The sequence below is a fragment of the Ensifer sp. ENS10 genome, assembly GCF_014852025.1.
Taxonomy (GTDB): Bacteria; Pseudomonadota; Alphaproteobacteria; order Rhizobiales; family Rhizobiaceae; genus Ensifer.
In genome coordinates this window covers 194,544-210,621 of sequence record NZ_JACVAS010000003.1, presented here as the reverse complement: position 1 = coordinate 210,621, position 16,078 = coordinate 194,544, and the positions used below count along the sequence as shown (strand labels likewise).

The window sequence follows — 16,078 nt, the reverse complement described above, 5'->3', positions numbered from 1 at the left end:
TAATCCGACCGTCTGTGAAGTCGAACGCTCAGACGGAAAGCCCTGGATTCTCACCCGTTGAATCCGGGGCTTTCTTTTAGGTGGCGGATAGTCGTCAGCGGGAAGGGCTAAACGGTAATTGCGACCTGCGACGAGTTTGCATTGCAGGCTAAGGTGTAAGCGAAAGCTTCACCTCGTAATCCGAGATAGCACCTTGGACCGCTTCCAGGAGCGGCACGAAGCCGCTCCAGTCAATCGTCGCTCGTTGCGGTCGCACAATCTGCCCGACCAAGTCGGCCTTGCCAAAGTAGGTCGCGCTATCGAAGTCATTTTTCTTGGTGAACTTCCGTGCTCCGATATTCTGAGCAGCTAACCAGGTCTGATCAAACAGGTCCTCTATGCACACGTCGGTCGCCCCGGGCTTGGGAAGCGGAATGATATAAAGATTGGAAACGAGATGGTAGAAGGGGCTGGGGACGCTAGTGTCCTTTTGCCAGCGGCTCCCGGCGGCTTTTAAGACGTCCCGACCCTCTTTATCGTTGTCAACGATCAGGATCACTGGCTGCTTCGGCTTCGTCTTGAAGCGGCCCATCAGCTTGGGGTATTCCGCGATGAACGATCTGAGTGGTGCGGCTCCCTCTCCGATCTGGTAAAACTTACGCTTGTCGGTGTGTTTATAGAAGTTTACGAGAACTTCCCCATCCCCAGATGGATGATACAGCTTTGGGTAAGCTGGACCGACCGTCTTTATCGCTGCTCGGATGTATAGGCCGTCGGTTATACCCTCTCCGACAATCATCGGCTTCTCGATGCCGTGAAAGGTCATGTAATTCATCATATTTTTGTACAGCGTGCTGAACGCTTTCTGTTGGTCGCAGAACAGCGCTTCGCGTTTCATGTACTCTATCGGAAATTGCTTCTTCGCCACGTGATCAAGCGGGATTTTAAGGCGACTTCGACGAACTGAGTAGATGAAGTCCAATCTACCTTGCAGCCGGTGAGGTGGGAGCACGGTCCACTTCCCTCCCTTCATCTCGTGGCAAGTACCCCCGGTAAAAAGGTGGTCACACATCGCACGAGCTAGCTTGTAGTATGTGGCGGAGACGTTGACGGTTCGGTTTACCGTCAGTCCCGTGGCATCCTGTCTCGACGAGGCTACCTGCATGCGGCTCTTGTCATGGTTGACACGGAAGCCGGAGGCATACACTCGCGCCAGGAGGCCGTCTCCGGCGACCCATTCGTCCGTAGTTCCAGCAACCAACCTCGCTATTGCGGGCGGAAAACTTTCCTCGTTGGTCGAAAAGGTGAGGTCATCAGCGTACCGAGTGTAGCTGCAGTTTCCCTTCCTCGCCATCTTGTTGAGCTTGATGTCGAGCATGTGGCCGATGAAGTTCGAGATGATTGGCGAGGTTGGTGCGCCTTGAGGCAACTGGTTACGGAAGCACGTCAGTTGAGCGATCATGGTGGCGACCGCCGGATCCAGCCTGAAGTCAGTATCGAGCCGGAAGAAAGACCGGACCCTTCCGAAGCTGATTGAAGGGAAAAAGTCCTCGAGGTCTGTGTTGAACACAAACCTCTTGCCGACGTGCATCTGAGCGTTCGTGATAATGCTGTACTTGTCTTTGAAGCCGTGAGCCAAGACGTAAGGAGATGTTCGCGAGCCGTCGAACGACCCATTCACCCGGCGCTGTTCACGATCATTGTATATCTCTGCGAGCAGTCTGGATAATTTACCCTGGATCCTTTTCAAGCCATCGCGAGGAGCGCTGATATGACGCCAGCCTCCGCTCTTCTTGGGGATGCTGTATTGCTCGTACTTCCTAGCTGGTTCCGCCTTGTAAAGCCAATAGCTGAGGACTTTGGTCTGCTCACCAAGAACTGCGGCGAGTTGATCTAGCGATTTAACGTTGCTGAGGCGGGAAGAGGACTGGGTTACGATGGGAGGCAAGAAAAGCTCGCGGATACTCGTTGGCGATTGTCAGATAACGATAGAATTCGAACCGTGTCGGGTCATACTCTCGGAAAGCATTCACCGCCACAGCGCACTCAACCGTCGCGAAACACGACGGAAAAATCTATCCGCGAGCTCGAAGAGATTTACTGACTCGCGGAAGCTCGTCAACCTGAACGGCGTGGGAAACTGATTTTGCAACCGTCAGACAGTTTGGAAATTTACCTGGTCCGTGGATTGGGGCTCGGTGACTTATCGAGAGAAGGTTGCGGTCCGCCAAAGCCTCCTGGGGGCGGTCTGCGGGATGGCCAACATCGATTTCCTTCCTATATGAAACCAACCAATGCGAGGGGACGTTTGGTGGGCAGCCCCGCGCACACTGGCCTTCAAGACTGAATTTGGTGGTTGTCATGGAAGCTCTGGCAAGGCTCGACCAAGCACTCATCGACGCCGCGGAGAAGGCCCTCTTCGCTGGCAGGACCAAGCTTGGCTTATCCTTCCCGCGGGCGGTCAGCCTATGTGCTTCGATGACGGTCGTGATGTTGGCATTTTCAGCCTTCCTTTCGTCCGGCGATCTTCTCACAGTGAAAATTCCGCTTTTGGCACTGTACGCGGTTCTCGCGCTCGCCATGGGGAAGACGCTCTTTCGACAACTCGCATATTTCGACGCGAACTGGACCTCCGAGATCGAAAGAGGCTTCGCGAAGAGCGCCATGGAAAACAGAGTGAAGCTCCGACCCGTGCGGACCATATTCGGCGTTTTTGCCTTGATCTCAGTCCTGTTCACGTTGACCTTCTCGCTGAGGCTTCTTGAAGTGGGTGCGATTTCCACGATGAATGCCGGTCGCGACGTTCTTAGTAGTCTTCTCGGGATGCCGGTTCTTCTGACCTATCAGTACATAATGTGCGCCCGACCTTCCGGCAGGGTCACGGTTTAAATCGTCACGGACTTGCTCATCCAGTACGGTGACCGTGCAGCTCCATCCCGGACGCCAGCACAGGCAGCAGCGGCTTCAGCCGCGGACGCGGTTCATATCAGCGGAAAAGCTCCGCTCGCTAGCCACGGACGTAGCCGCGACGTGTTGGACTGACATCGCGACAATGGGAGCTATCGGTGGCGAATCAAAGGTTCGATGGCATCGAGGCGATCATCGATGCCGCCGCGATGACGCCGCCTGCGTTCGACGAGGCCGTGTACGTGATCGGGGCTCGATGGTTCATGCCTCCCTGCGCTGAGCACCCGATGGCCGCCGAGGCTTTCAGAACTCCATCGGAGACAGGACGGCACGAGTGGGTGGTCCTCTCCAGGCCGCCGACGCTGAAAAGGCGGCCGCGACGGATATCGCATACTTGAAAGCGGGAGAGTCGATCAGTACCGGGTCACCCTCGAACGCCTGGATGAGCGATGCGGGGCTGGTCTCTTCGCCCAAGGGAACGATACCGAAGCGAGTGCGCGCGCCAACCGCCATGGCGTCTGCGTAGGTGCAACTGCCCATCCTTTTCCATTCCGGATCGGCGTCACTCCTCTGCGCGTGATGATTTGAGCTTATTTTGGGGTGCCAAGAAGAATTGCGAGGTTAGGCACGGCTGCCGTACACGTTCCCTATTTGGCGAGAACAAGTTCGTCGGTGGCCTTCTCAATCATCGGGGTCTTTCGACGTCAGACGGGCGTCACATCGATCCAGACCGTCGGCGCACATTCGCTCACAACCGCCGACAACAAAACGCCGAAGTCTCGAAAGCGGGAAGCTTGTCGTGAATCTGGTCACCAGGACCTTGCGTTCCATTTCCTCGTGGAGTCGGCATGATTTGCATTCGACAACGACGATCTCGCCCTTGAGGGACCGCAGGGTGGCGACCTCTGGCACCGCGTGCGCCGCGCCGGACAATCCCAACGACACTCCTCGATACCGAGAACGCGAATTCAACACTCTTCGGTTTAGGGCCAAGTTTCTGTTCTCCGAAAAAATCCTGTGGGACCCCAGCGCCCCGGCGGACCCTTACGTCCTGATTCGTTTAGCGAATTCTCCGTACATCCTGAACGGTGCCTCGACACTGCTGATTTACCCCGCTTGACTCCGTCTTTCTAAGGGAACAGAAAGGGAACATCAACCGTTTTGGACCTGACGTCCGCTTTGCAACGCTAACAAAAGGAGGTTCGCGAATGATGACGCATGCGCGCGCCTCAAAACTAATCGACGACCTGCGAGAGAGGATCGCGCATCTTGAAGGCGGTTCTGGACGGAAGGCCGTCGTGTTGCCGTTCGGCGTTCGCGAGATAGACATGCGGTTACCCGGTGGCGGCCTGGCCTTCGGCGCACTGCATGAAGTGGCAGGCGGCGGCGCGGGCACGGTGGATGGCGGGGCCGCAGCCTTATTCGCGGCAGGGATCGCCGCGCGCTCCAAAGGGAAGGTTCTGTGGTGTTTGACGCGCCCCGACTTGTTCGCGCCAGCCGTCTCTCAAGCCGGACTGCATCCAGACCGCGTCATCTATTGCGAAGGCGACAGGGACGAGGATGTCCTGGCTTCGATGGAAGAAGGCCTGTCATTCGGCGGCTTCGCGGCCGTCGTGGGGGAGCTGGTTCGGTTACCGATGAACGCTTCCCGCCGTCTTCACCTTGCGGCCGAGAAGACCGGCAGTCTCGGACTGGTCGTCAGGAGGTGGCGACGGCAGACGGAAGCTTCCGACTACGGAAATCCAACGGCCTCGTCGACGAGGTGGCGTATCAGCGTCTTGCCGTCGGAGCCGTTGCCAGTGGCGGGCGTGGGGAGGGCCCGATGGCTGGCGGAACTGATGAGAGTGAAAGCAGGCGAGTGTGCTGAGTTCGAAATAGGAGCCTGTGATGCCAAGGGTCGTATCTGTATACTTCCCGTATCTTCCGACGGATCGTATTCGTCGGCATGGCGAGGGAGCCGTGCCAGCTGACAAGCCGTTGGTGGTTATCTCGAGATCGGGAGCAAAACGGTGGGTCTCTGCCGCCGACGTGGCCGCTCGCAAGTCGGGGCTGCGTGTCGAAATGCCAGCGAGCAAAGCCCAGGCAGTGGTTGCCGATCTAGTGATGATCGATGCCGACCCGGCTGCGGATGCCGCGGCTCTCGAACGATTGGCTCTCTGGGCGCTGAGGCAATACAGCCCTGTTGTCGCTGTCGACAATAACGACGGCATCGTGATGGACACGGAAGGCGCAGACCATCTTCGTGGCGGCGAGGAGCTTCTGATCTCAGGCCTTGTCAACTTGCTCAGAGGGCGCGGGCTTACAGCTCGGGCAGCAGTAGCCGACACTTGGGGTGCCGCACACGCGATAGCCAGATTGACGTCCGCAGAAACGACAGTAGTTCCTGTCGGCCAGGTCGCCAAGGCGGTCCTCGGTCTTCCCATACATTGTCTACGACTGGCGTCAGAGACCATTCAGAGTTTGCGAGTCCTTGGAGTCGAAACCGTTGGGGAATTGTCGGCGATGCCCCGCGCTCCCCTGACACTACGTTTTGGGCCGGAACCTGGACGACGGCTGGACCAGTTGTTCGGGCGTGTGGCTGAGCCGATCGAACCTCTCCGAACACCCGAGCTTGTCGAAGTCTCTCGCAACTTCCAGGAGCCGATCGGCGCGCCGGAGACGATCGAGAAGTACATCCGACGCTTGGTCGAGCAGCTGACGGCGGAACTCGAGAAGCGTGGGCTGGGGGTCCGCAGGTCGGACCTCGTCATCCATCGCGTGGATAACACACGTCAATGCCTAAGGGCAGGTCTCGCCAAGCCTGTGCGCGACCCGTCTCGTCTCTCGAAACTGTTGTGCGATCGCATCGAGAAAATCGACCCCGGTTTCGGGATCGAGAAGTTGGTCCTCGTGGCGATCGTGGCCGAGCCTCTCGAAGAGAAGCAAGTGGCGTCCTCGCTGATCGAAGAGGAGGTGGTCGACGTCACCCCGCTGGTGGACATCCTCGGCAATCGTGGTCAGCGACTCTATCGCCTGACGCCTGTTGCCTCAGATGTCCCCGAACGCTCCACAGTCCGCATCCCTGCGACGGCGGAGGAGACGGGAGCTGACTGGGCAGCGAAGTGGAGACGTCCTACACGGTTGCTTCCCCACCCGGAACGTATCGAGGTGGTCGCGTTGCTGCCCGATCAGCCGCCCGCCATGTTTACCTGGCGTGGCAAACGCCGTCGCGTCAAACGCGCCGACGGCCCCGAACGCATTTTTGGCGAATGGTGGCAGCGTCCCCGCGAAATGCAGGCCGTGCGTGACTACTTCGTCGTCGAAGACGAGGTGGGCGAACGCTATTGGGTCTATCGCGCCGGCGACGGGGTCGACATCGAAACAGGATCACACCGGTGGTTCATGCACGGAGTCTTCGCATGAACTATTCCGAACTCCAGGTCACAACCCACTTCAGTTTCCTTCGCGGCGCGTCGAGTGCCGAAGAGCTGTTCTCTCGGGCTGCCGAACTGGGCATCGAGGCCCTCGGTGTTGTCGACCGCAACTCGCTGGCTGGGATCGTGCGGGCATGGGAGGCTGCCAAGACGACCGGCGTTCGCCTGGTCGTCGGTTGCCGCCTCGACCTCGTGGATGGCATGTCGATCCTCGTTTACCCAACCGACCGGCCAGCCTATTCGCGCCTGACACGCCTGTTGTCGCTGGGGAAGAGCAGGGGCGGCAAGGGCAAGTGCATTCTCGATGTCGCGGACGTGGAAGCCTACAGCGAAGGGCTGATCGCAGTCCTCGTTCCCGACGAAGCCGACGATGTCTATGCGCAGCAACTCCGCAAGGTGGGCGCTATCTTTGGCGACAGGTCATACGTCAGCCTGTGCCTGCGCCGCCGACCGAACGACAGGCTTCGGCTCCACAATCTCTCGAACATCGCCTTTCGACACAAAGTGAAGACCGTCGTCACAAACGACGTCCTCTTTCACGATCCGTGCCGACGACAGCTGCAGGACATCGTGACCTGCATTCGAAACCGGACAACGATCGACGATGTCGGCTATGACCGCGAACGCCATGCCGACCGCTTCCTCAAGCCTCCGGAGGAAATGCACCGGCTGTTTCCGGAATACCCCGAAGCGCTGGCTCGGACGCGGGAGATCGTAAGCCGATGCAAGTTCGACATGTCCGAACTTCAGTATCAGTATCCGGAAGAGGCCATTGTCCCCGGGCTAGACGCTCAGCAGTCGTTGACCAAATTCACCTGGGAGGGGGCGGCGGATCGCTATCCCGAGGGCATTCCCTACAAGGTTCGCAAGGCTATCCTCCACGAACTCGAACTCATCCGGATCATGAAGTACGCGCCGTACTTCCTGACGGTCTACAGCATCGTCAGGTTCGCCCGTTCGAAGGATATCCTGTGTCAGGGGCGAGGCTCGGCCGCGAACTCGGCGGTGTGCTATTGCCTGGGCATCACCTCCATCAATCCCGAAACAGGCGATCTTCTGTTTGAGCGTTTCGTCTCCATGGAACGAAACGAACCGCCCGATATCGACGTCGACTTCGAGCATGCCCGTCGCGAGGAGGTCATTCAGTGGATTTACGAGACCTACGGGCGATCGCGATCGGCTCTCTGTTCCACGGTCACGCGGTACCGAGCCAAAGGCGCGCTCCGCGATGTCGGTAAAGCCCTCGGATTGCCGGAGGACCTCATTGGGCAGTTGTCGTCCGGCATTTGGGGATGGTCCCAGGAAGGGGTAGGCGAGAAGCAGCTCCGCGAAAACAACATGAACGCCTCGGACTACCGCCTCCGGCTCGCGCTCGAGCTGGCTGGCCAGTTGATGGGCGCGCCGCGGCACCTCGGTCAGCATCCGGGAGGCTTCGTGCTGACACAGGATCGCCTGGACGATCTCGTGCCGATCGAGCCGGCGGCCATGGACGACCGCCAGGTTGTCGAATGGGATAAAGACGACATCGAAGCTTTGAAATTCATGAAGGTCGACGTGCTCGCCTTGGGCATGCTCTCGTGTATGGCGAGGTCTTTCGAACTCTTGGCCGACCACAAGGCGCTGCCCATGGGACTGGCGGATATCCCCCAAGAAGACCAGCGCACGTACGCGATGATCAGGCGGGCAGATACCCTCGGCACCTTCCAGATCGAAAGCCGCGCCCAGATGGCCATGCTGCCCCGTCTGAAACCGAGGACGTTCTATGACCTGGTCGTGCAGGTGGCGATCGTCCGTCCCGGGCCGATCCAGGGCGACATGGTCCATCCATACCTTCGTCGCCGCGAAGGAAAGGAGAAGGTCGAGTACCCGACACCCGAACTTGAAGCTGTCCTCGGAAAGACGCTGGGCGTCCCGCTTTTCCAAGAGAGCGCCATGAAGGTCGCGATGACCTGCGCGGGTTTCACAGCTGGCGAGGCCGACCAGCTCAGACGCGCCATGGCCACCTTCAAATTTACGGGCGGCGTCAGCAAGTTCAAGGACAAGCTCGTCCACGGGATGGTCGCCAATGGTTACGCCCCGGACTTCGCGGAGAGGACGTTCGCGCAGTTGGAGGGGTTCGGGAGTTACGGTTTCCCCGAGAGCCATGCGGCATCGTTCGCGCTTATCGCGTATGCGAGCTCCTGGGTTAAGTGCCATCATCCTGATGTCTTCTGTACGGCGTTGATCAATAGCCAGCCGATGGGGTTCTACTCGGTCGCTCAGATCGTGACCGATGCACGCAACCACGGCGTCGAAGTAAGGCCCGTCTGCATCAACGCTTCTCGGTGGGATTGCACGATGGAAAAGATCGGAAACACCGATCGTTTCGCCGTCCGGCTTGGTATGCGCATCGTCAAGGGGCTGCCGCAGAATGAGGCGGCACGAATTGTCCTCGCCCGCGCGGATCAACCGTTTGAAAGCGCGGACGACATGTGGCGACGCTCCGGCGTCCCGACCGCATCGCTGGTGAAGCTCGCCGAGGCCGACGCTTTCCTGCCGTCGTTGAACTTGGAACGGCGTCAGGCCCTCTGGGACATCAAGGCGTTGCGCGACGAGCCTTTGGAACTATGGGCGGCGGCGGCCGAGCGGGAAGCTCGCACCGTCTCCGAAATACAGGAACCCGAGGTCACGCTGAAATCCATGGCGGAGGGCAGGGAGGTTGTCGAAGACTATTCCCATACCGGGCTTACCCTGCGGGCGCATCCGATGTCGTTCCTCCGTCAGGACCTCCAGGCAAAGCGGATCGTTACCTGCGCCGAGGCCATGGGTGAGCGGGATGGTCGATGGCTTTGGACGGCTGGATTGGTGCTCGTTCGTCAGCGCCCCGGGTCTGCCAAAGGCGTCATGTTCCTAACCCTTGAAGACGAGACCGGGATTGTAAACGCGGTAGTCTGGCCCTCTCTGTTCGAGCGCCAGAGGCGGATACTGATGACGGCATCTATGCTGGGAATTCACGGGAAGATTCAGCGCGAAGGCGAGGTTGTCCACCTTGTCGCCCAACGGCTCTTCGACTTCTCCGGGGACCTGGCAAGCCTGGGTGAACGGGATGGCGCATTCCCGCTGCCGCATGGGCGTGGCGATCAGGTCAGGCACGCAGGCGGACCCGATCCGCGCGAGAATCCCAAGCCCGCCGTGCGCGCGAGGGATATCTACATTCCGGACTTGCACATTGACACTTTGAAGGTGAAATCCAGAAACTTCCACTAGGACCGCCTCGGGGAACTTGAAGCACGATGTGTTGCTTCGGTATTTGACTGAAGCCTCGCCCGACGTCGTTTGCCTCCAGGAACTCAAAGCTCCTGACGCCAAGTTCCCGGCAAAAGCGATTGAAGCAGCAGGTTACGGTGCAATCTGGCACGGCCAGAAAAGCTGGAACGGTGTTGCTATTCTGGCGAAGGGAGAGCAGCCCCTGCTCACCCGCCAGGGTCTGCCTGGAGATTCTGAGGACCTCCACAGCCGGTACATCGAAGCGGCGATTGGCGGCATGGTGATCGGTTGCTTGTATTTACCGAACGGCAATCCCTATCCCGGCCCAAAGTTTGACTACAAGCTCCATTGGTTCGAGCGCCTAGCGGCCTATGCCGCCGAACTGCTTGAATTGGATGTCCCTGTTATCCTTGCCGGCGATTACAACGTGATGCCAACGGAGCTGGACGTGTACAAGCCGGAGCGATGGACCAACGACGCCCTTTTCCGCGTCGAAGTCCGGGACGCCTATCGCAAGCTCGTCGACCAAGGTTGGACGGATGCTCTGAGGCACCTCCATCCTGGCGAGCGAATCTACACGTTTTGGGACTACTTCAGGAATGCTTTCAGCAGGGACGCAGGCCTGCGTATCGATCACTTCCTTCTAAGCCCCCAGGTGGCTGCGCGGCTCCGTAGAGCAGGGGTCGACAAAGAAGTCCGGGGCTGGCAACACACGAGTGATCACGCGCCCACGTGGATCGAGTTATCCGACAAGAAGAGCAAACGGAGAAAGCACGATGGCCGAAGACTGGAAAGCTGAAGTTCGTCTAGGTTTGGAGGAACTGGTTGACAAAGCCGTGGTGCTTGGCGCGCGGCAAGCAGACGTCTTCGCCGCTATCGAAGAAGAGCTGGCCCGTCTCCGCGTAGCGATGGAATACGACCCCGACCCGGCAGACGACAGCTCGACACGAATTCTTGGTGAGCCAGCGAACGACTGGCCAGGTGCCCAAAGGTAACCCACGCAACACGCACGACAATCGCTATCAGCTCTTAGCGCGCTGGACGTCCATGTCGCTACGATGTCGCGGTCATCGCTACCGGGCTGGTGACGAGCGAAAGGTTGTGCGGGCGTTTCACCCAGATGATGGAGGGGACGATCTCGCGCTGCTCTGCCGCTTGGCCGACAAATGGGAGAGCCGGCTCCTCGATATCCACCGGCTTGGGTCTCACCTTGATTGACGCAGCCAGATCAGCTTTCGCGCTCACAAATGGCGTTGTCCGCGGCTTCTCCTGTCACAAATCCGCATGCTTCCATGAAGACCCACGCCTGTAACCAATTGTTGATATCATCTACCTGGAGCCGCTCTACGTCGATCTTCGGGAAAGGTGGTGTTGTAACGACGCGTCGCCGCCAAATGTTCGACATAAGCATCTCGGAACATTCCCGTTGGTCGGAAGCCAATATGGTCCGCGAGTACTGTCTCGACCATCTCTCGCACCATCGCCCCCCAGTTAGGGAACTCCAATCTGCTTGGATAGGCGGCTTCGATGCCGTCTTCAATTGCTCGCTTCGCTATGCACGAGAGGCGTCCGTCAAATCCCAGTTTGGGAAATTCCGAAAACCCGGCACGATCGTCGTCAGCCAATTGATCGGTGAGGTCTTTCCTTGCCGACGATCTGCACGAGCTAATGCGGCGTCCGTGGCCGCTAAGGGAGCGATCCTTGAACGAGCTGCAACCGCGTGAGCTTGGCTTGGATTCGGATGCCGTGGCGCTCTGGATCGAGTTCTACAACGAGGTGGAAAGCCAATGCGGCAAGGATGGCCAGTTCGCCGATCTGTGCGGCTTTGGCGAAAAGGCTGGCGAAATTGCTTGCCGCCTGGCTGGAATCTTCGCGCTGATCGGCAATCCACTCGCTCAAGTGATCGGCGCTGACGTCATGCTTTCGGCCATCCGGCTGATGGAATGGTATCTCGCGGAAAACGTCCGCGTCCGTGGCTGGGCAGCGTCGGCGCGCATCATTGCCGACAAGCCGGGAAAGGCGGACGCTGCATACCGGTTCGATCAGGCGGCGCAAAAGCTTCTGGACTGGGCAAGGAAGCAGACAAGCGGGGCCGAATTCGAAACCACCCGCAAATTCCTCATGAAGTATGGACCTGTCGAGACGCGGCAAGCGGCGAACCTCGGCATCGCGCTGAACTGTCTCAGGGATGCCGGATACATCATCGATCCACCGGAACCGCCACCGGGACAGACGCGATCAAGGCGAATCAAATTCAACCTCCGGTAGGGCCGCAAGTGAAACTGCGGTTGCGGCCCCTGTTTTAGGCCTAAGTGATTGAAAATACGAGATAGACGCAAAGGGCCGCAAGGGCCGCAGACACTCATGCTAAAAATCGAATATCCCTAGTAATCTACTTCGGGATTCTTTCAATAAACTCAATATGTTACGTGAATATCTTCATGTACTGCATGAGGAAAAAGTGAGATCGAGAGAGAAGGACGCTTGCGGCCCTTTTTTCGGCGGCCCTACTCAATTCTCGTCATGTTCTAATGCCAAAGGATGGCCATAGGTCTGCGGATATGAGCAGCCGCACAAGACGCTCATACTCGGCGTCTAGCGTTTCGTGGCGGAAGCCTTGCTTGTGCCGGGCGCGCATTCCCTCGATCCATCCGAAATCGTAATCCGTGTTGCCGAACTTTGAGGACAGTGTTCGCCCTGCTTGAGCGTCACGATGGCCTTCCTCGTACCAGCGCTGCCCATGACCACGATCATATGCCTTGTCCTTCAACCGCTCATTCTGTTGCTCGGCTGCTTGTTCCTTCGTGAAGTAGCCGATTGAGAGAAGCTTGATCTCGTGGGCTGCTTGCGAGCGGCCCGCTCTTTCAGCAAGCCATTCCCGAATCGCGGCGATCATTCTGGTTACCAAGGCTTCTGATCGGAACTATCTTCCGTGATGGTCACACGATAGACATTCGACGTCCGGTCGACCTTGTCCATGATTTCGCCAATGGTCATTGTTGGATCGACAGACCAAGTCTTTCGAGATGGCAGCATCCTGTAAACCTGCGAACCGTCTTCCGGGTTTAGGCCGTCCGGCTCGCGGTCGGCGATTTCCGCTGTGATGATGTAGCGTCGCGTCATAGCGATTCGTTCCCTAGTTGAGTCGCCTCAACCTACAAGAGCCTCCACCCCACGGCGAGGCCCCAAAGGGGAATCCACAACCGTTTCACGGCGGCATGGCCGGGGGGATGATCGAACGATTGCGACGGCAACCATCTGATCGGCGGCCCACTCAAACGACCACGTCCGCGTTTTTAATTTTGGCCCTTTACGCATTATTCCGCGCAAAAATCAGGTCTCTGCAACCGGCTTTGAACCTACACGAACCTCGCCTCACACGAGATGATCCAAGGTCAGTCTACGCCGTCACCTGCTTCGAGCCAGACTTCTCGATATGCTGGCGCAAATCCGACGTCGCAGCGAAACCTTTCGGCACGATCCAAGCCGCCCCAGGCTCGCTCGCCTCAATCACCGCTTCGATCCTTGGCCACCAATAAAGAATATGGGCTGCTTGGTATTGGCGGCGCGCGTTCCCCCATTCCGCAGGCAGGTAGATGCCTACAATGCCGAGGTCGGATATCTTCTCTATAAGCGTGGGTCGTTTCAGCATTGCACGGTCCGCAGACACAATTGCATTGCCGCCGACTTTGGCGAACGATTCGATCCAATCCTCGTCTTCAAGACTGCACAAATCGCTGCCGGTAACGTTGTCGAAGCGCCATCCTTTCCGAAGGGCGACCTCGCTGACCGCTCGAACTATCCTCGGGGAAAGGTGCTCGTCTCCGATGATGATCATGCGGCGAGGTCGAGCTCGTATTCGACCGCCTGTTCAACGGCTTCGCGCGGAATTTCGTACCAGTCAGCTACCGCGTCGTAATCCTGCTCCTCAGCCCGCCACAACCCAAACAATGCTGATGTAGGCACGCCATGCTGAGCGAGGATTGGGAGACCATGCGCGCGATGCGGATCCAATATGACATCCGGAAACGTCTCCGGATCGGGTCGCCAAGATTCTGGAAGATTGCTGGCCGGGTGAAATTCAATCCCCTTAGCAAGGAACTGTTCGATCACGTCGTACATGGCGTACTGGCCGGTGACGATGTCCCTTAGCTTGGTATCCTTGGTTTCCTCGGCAGTCAGATGAAAGATTCGCTTCCGATCCGTTACGAACTTAATGTTGGACAACGCAAATGGGTGTTGGTGGCCCAATTCGCTCCGTGCGGCAGCGGCGGCTTTCCTGATGCTTTGCAGACTGATCTTCTGTCGACGAAAATACTCAATGAACCGTATTTCCATCAAATCATAGAAACCGATTTCGTCCGTTCCGTTACGCAGCGGATATTGCCGCTCGATCACCGGCCCAGCGTCGCCGCCGTAACCGCGCAACCAGCCTCGTATTTTGAGTTCGTTGTCAATTTTCAATAGACGTGCGGCCTCGCTGACGGTGTAAAAGCCGCCTGCAAGTGGGCGCGTTCGGGAGAATGCGACGACGCTCATCTATTGATTCCACAGTTCACGATTGCAGCACAGCACTCTGCCTACCGATGCCACCTTGCGTCAATGGCAAAGGAAGCCAACTCCTGAGCCTTCGGAGACTGTAAGCCCGATGTGTGACTTTTGCGTCAACGCCCCGCGTAAATCATTTCGCATCCGAAACGAAAACGTTTATGATGGTCGTGCCGTTGAAGACGCGCCGGCCGCGAAGCGATGATCCCGCCGCCCTTCCACCGAACTGGAAGGGTTTTTCGATTCATGGACACGTTCGCGCGCCTAGAAAACGAAGTCGTCAACCAAAAAGCGCTGCAGATCGGCATCGAAAGGCGCTTGAGAAAACTCTCGCCTGCCTCGCCAATCCCTGCCGCCGAACCGCCACAGATGGCCATCGTACGCGCGATCCTCGCGAGAGTTCACCGGGCCGCGAGCGGCAATCGCGAACGCCTCGATCAGGTGATTGAGCGGCTGTTTCCCGTAGATGTCGGTCGCGACATTCACCGTTCCTTGGAAAGTCCGGGCGAGTTCCTTCGCACCCGCGCCGCCGTCGATCCGGCAATGACGACGGTTCCCGGCTGGGCTGCTGAACTCGTTCCCGGCGCAACTCTCTATAGCGGCGCGTTGCCGCTGCTCGCGGGCCGCTCTGTCTTCTCCCGGATAGCGGCTCGCGGGCTTGCCATCGAGCTTCCGCCTGGCGGCTCAATCCGGTTGCCGAACGCCGCGCCGACCGATCCGCCGCCGTCGCCATGGGTTGGCGTAGGCCAGCCAATCCCGGTCCGCTCCGGGCTGCTGTCGCTGACGACTCTCAGGTCGCATAAGGCGGCGGTGTTGAGCACCTTCAGCGAGGAAATCGCGGCGCACAGTGTCCCGACTGCCGAGTCGATCATCGCCGATATCCTGCAATCCGACATCGCCCGCTCGATCGATGCAACCCTGCTTGACGCGAACGCGGGTTCTCCGATCCGCCCGGCAGGTCTCTTGAACGGCGTTGCGCCACTCACGGCAGGTGCCGACGCGGCAGCTGATATCAAAGCCCTCGTTGCGGCGATCAGCGATCCCGCGCCGGTTGATTTCGTGATCATCGCGGCGACGCAACAGGCGGTCGCGCTGTCGCTGGCTTATCCGCAGCTCACGATTCCGGTTCTCGCCAGCGACGTGCTGCCGCCCGGCACCGTCATCGGCCTTGATGCGGCGGACTTCGTCTCATCGGTGGACCGCGACAGTTTCACCATTGCCGCCTCTACGGAAGCGGTTCTGCATGAGGAGTCCGCACCTGATCCGATTGTTGACGCTGGCACCACGGCAAGCCCGGTTCGCAGCCTTTGGCAAACCGACGTCGGCGTGAAGCTCCGGGAAATGCTCGGCTGGCTGATGCGCCGTCCGGGCCGTGTCGCAGTCATGGAGTCGGTCTCATGGTAGCGGGCGAATTTCGTGACGACGACGGCCTGACGCACGATGAATGGCTTGCGCGCAAGCAAGCCCAGAAGGCGGCGCAGCAACCGAAGCCGAAGCCAGCCGCGCCGCGCCTCGACCAGAACCACATCCTGCGGGCGGTTGGTCTCGCCATCGGTGAAGCCGAGCGCGAACTGCTCGAAAAGATCGATCAACTTCGCGACGGCATGAAACTCGATGCGAGGCGCGAATTCCGCCGCGCGCTCGCCGAGGAACGTGCCGTCGCCGACGCTCGACAGGCTGCGATGCGTAAAGAAATCGATGCCCTCAAAGACGAGATCGCGGCGCTGAAGAAGGGGAAGACGAAATGAAGGTATACGCTCCGAACGGCTTCGTTCATGAACCCCTTCCCGAAGCCATTGCGAGGCACCGGCACGCTTTCGAGGGTGGCAACGCCTTTGCGCTCTTGATCATGCCGGACGGCTCGAGCTTTTTCTGCCGGGAGGCTGGCGGCGAGGACATGAACGCTGAACATCTCGACTATCAGCAGACGATTGCCCGGCTCATCGAGATTTACGGTCTATCGGCCTTCAAAGGATCGTAACCAG

The 16,078-nt window shown here is 58.8% G+C and carries 17 protein-coding genes; 10 read left to right on the top strand and 7 right to left on the bottom strand.

Features of this window, described 5'->3' with window-relative positions; genetic code table 11:
* Nucleotides 1-148: 148 nt before the first annotated feature.
* Complete coding sequence (locus IB265_RS14270; RefSeq protein ID WP_192494853.1) at nucleotides 149-1,927, bottom strand: retron Ec67 family RNA-directed DNA polymerase/endonuclease; 1,779 nt, start codon at nucleotides 1,925-1,927, stop codon at nucleotides 149-151.
* Nucleotides 1,928-2,340: 413 nt separating this feature from the next.
* Here IB265_RS14270 and IB265_RS14265 point away from each other — a divergent pair, with 413 nt between their 5' ends.
* Nucleotides 2,341-2,868 carry a hypothetical protein gene (locus tag IB265_RS14265; RefSeq protein ID WP_192371257.1) on the top strand — a complete coding sequence of 176 codons (528 nt, stop codon included), beginning with the start codon at nucleotides 2,341-2,343 and terminating at the stop codon, nucleotides 2,866-2,868.
* 321 nt (nucleotides 2,869-3,189) lie between these two features.
* Here the strand turns inward: IB265_RS14265 and IB265_RS36490 are convergent, their stop codons facing one another.
* On the bottom strand, nucleotides 3,190-3,426 hold the full coding sequence (locus tag IB265_RS36490) for a hypothetical protein (protein ID WP_210334491.1): 237 nt from the start codon (nucleotides 3,424-3,426) through the stop codon (nucleotides 3,190-3,192).
* A gap of 668 nt (nucleotides 3,427-4,094) precedes the next feature.
* Between IB265_RS36490 and IB265_RS14260 the strand changes: the two genes are divergently transcribed.
* Genes IB265_RS14260 through IB265_RS14240 form a run of 5 tightly spaced genes read left to right on the top strand, consistent with a single transcriptional unit; the run spans nucleotide 4,095 to nucleotide 10,540 of the window.
* Nucleotides 4,095-4,856, top strand: coding sequence for an ImuA family protein (locus IB265_RS14260; protein WP_192371258.1), 762 nt, complete (start codon nucleotides 4,095-4,097; stop codon nucleotides 4,854-4,856).
* The gene (locus IB265_RS14255; RefSeq protein ID WP_192371259.1) at nucleotides 4,774-6,288 is read left to right on the top strand and encodes a DNA polymerase Y family protein; all 1,515 of its coding nucleotides are present in this window, start codon (nucleotides 4,774-4,776) and stop codon (nucleotides 6,286-6,288) included. The genes IB265_RS14260 and IB265_RS14255 overlap by 83 nt, the downstream gene beginning before the upstream one ends.
* Entirely contained in the window at nucleotides 6,285-9,545 is a 3,261-nt protein-coding gene (locus IB265_RS14250; RefSeq protein ID WP_192371260.1) for an error-prone DNA polymerase, read from the top strand. The genes IB265_RS14255 and IB265_RS14250 overlap by 4 nt, the downstream gene beginning before the upstream one ends.
* Before the next feature lie 16 nt (nucleotides 9,546-9,561).
* Complete coding sequence (gene xth / locus IB265_RS14245; protein ID WP_192371261.1) at nucleotides 9,562-10,344, top strand: exodeoxyribonuclease III; 783 nt, start codon at nucleotides 9,562-9,564, stop codon at nucleotides 10,342-10,344.
* Nucleotides 10,322-10,540 (top strand): hypothetical protein, encoded by a 219-nt coding sequence (locus tag IB265_RS14240; RefSeq protein WP_192371262.1) that lies wholly within the window; start codon nucleotides 10,322-10,324, stop codon nucleotides 10,538-10,540. Before xth ends, IB265_RS14240 begins: the two co-directional genes overlap by 23 nt.
* Before the next feature lie 58 nt (nucleotides 10,541-10,598).
* Here IB265_RS14240 and IB265_RS14235 read toward each other — a convergent pair whose 3' ends face one another.
* Nucleotides 10,599-10,790: a hypothetical protein gene (locus tag IB265_RS14235; protein ID WP_192494852.1), complete on the bottom strand. Its 192-nt coding sequence runs from the start codon at nucleotides 10,788-10,790 to the stop codon at nucleotides 10,599-10,601.
* 387 nt (nucleotides 10,791-11,177) lie between these two features.
* On the opposite strand from IB265_RS14235, the gene IB265_RS14230 reads away from it, so the two are divergent.
* Complete coding sequence (locus IB265_RS14230) at nucleotides 11,178-11,813, top strand: DUF3987 domain-containing protein (protein WP_192494851.1); 636 nt, start codon at nucleotides 11,178-11,180, stop codon at nucleotides 11,811-11,813.
* Nucleotides 11,814-12,066: 253 nt separating this feature from the next.
* Here the strand turns inward: IB265_RS14230 and IB265_RS14225 are convergent, their stop codons facing one another.
* The 4 genes from IB265_RS14225 to IB265_RS14210 form a co-directional block, all read right to left on the bottom strand.
* A complete protein-coding gene (locus tag IB265_RS14225) occupies nucleotides 12,067-12,441 on the bottom strand; it encodes a hypothetical protein (RefSeq protein ID WP_192494850.1) in 375 nt (124 codons plus the stop codon).
* 5 nt (nucleotides 12,442-12,446) lie between these two features.
* Nucleotides 12,447-12,668, bottom strand: a complete 222-nt coding sequence (locus IB265_RS14220; RefSeq protein ID WP_192371266.1) for a hypothetical protein — start codon at nucleotides 12,666-12,668, stop codon at nucleotides 12,447-12,449.
* A gap of 277 nt (nucleotides 12,669-12,945) precedes the next feature.
* The gene (locus tag IB265_RS14215) at nucleotides 12,946-13,383 is read right to left on the bottom strand and encodes a hypothetical protein (protein WP_192494849.1); all 438 of its coding nucleotides are present in this window, start codon (nucleotides 13,381-13,383) and stop codon (nucleotides 12,946-12,948) included.
* Nucleotides 13,380-14,084 carry a DUF433 domain-containing protein gene (locus IB265_RS14210; RefSeq protein ID WP_192371268.1) on the bottom strand — a complete coding sequence of 235 codons (705 nt, stop codon included), beginning with the start codon at nucleotides 14,082-14,084 and terminating at the stop codon, nucleotides 13,380-13,382. The genes IB265_RS14215 and IB265_RS14210 overlap by 4 nt, the downstream gene beginning before the upstream one ends.
* A 255-nt stretch (nucleotides 14,085-14,339) precedes the next feature.
* Here IB265_RS14210 and IB265_RS14205 point away from each other — a divergent pair, with 255 nt between their 5' ends.
* The 3 genes from IB265_RS14205 to IB265_RS14195 are packed head-to-tail and all read left to right on the top strand — an operon-like array spanning nucleotide 14,340 to nucleotide 16,074.
* Nucleotides 14,340-15,497, top strand: a complete 1,158-nt coding sequence (locus tag IB265_RS14205; RefSeq protein ID WP_192494848.1) for a phage major capsid protein — start codon at nucleotides 14,340-14,342, stop codon at nucleotides 15,495-15,497.
* Nucleotides 15,491-15,841 (top strand): hypothetical protein, encoded by a 351-nt coding sequence (locus IB265_RS14200; RefSeq protein ID WP_192371270.1) that lies wholly within the window; start codon nucleotides 15,491-15,493, stop codon nucleotides 15,839-15,841. The genes IB265_RS14205 and IB265_RS14200 overlap by 7 nt, the downstream gene beginning before the upstream one ends.
* A complete protein-coding gene (locus IB265_RS14195) occupies nucleotides 15,838-16,074 on the top strand; it encodes a hypothetical protein (protein ID WP_192371271.1) in 237 nt (78 codons plus the stop codon). The genes IB265_RS14200 and IB265_RS14195 overlap by 4 nt, the downstream gene beginning before the upstream one ends.
* Nucleotides 16,075-16,078 lie beyond the last annotated feature (4 nt).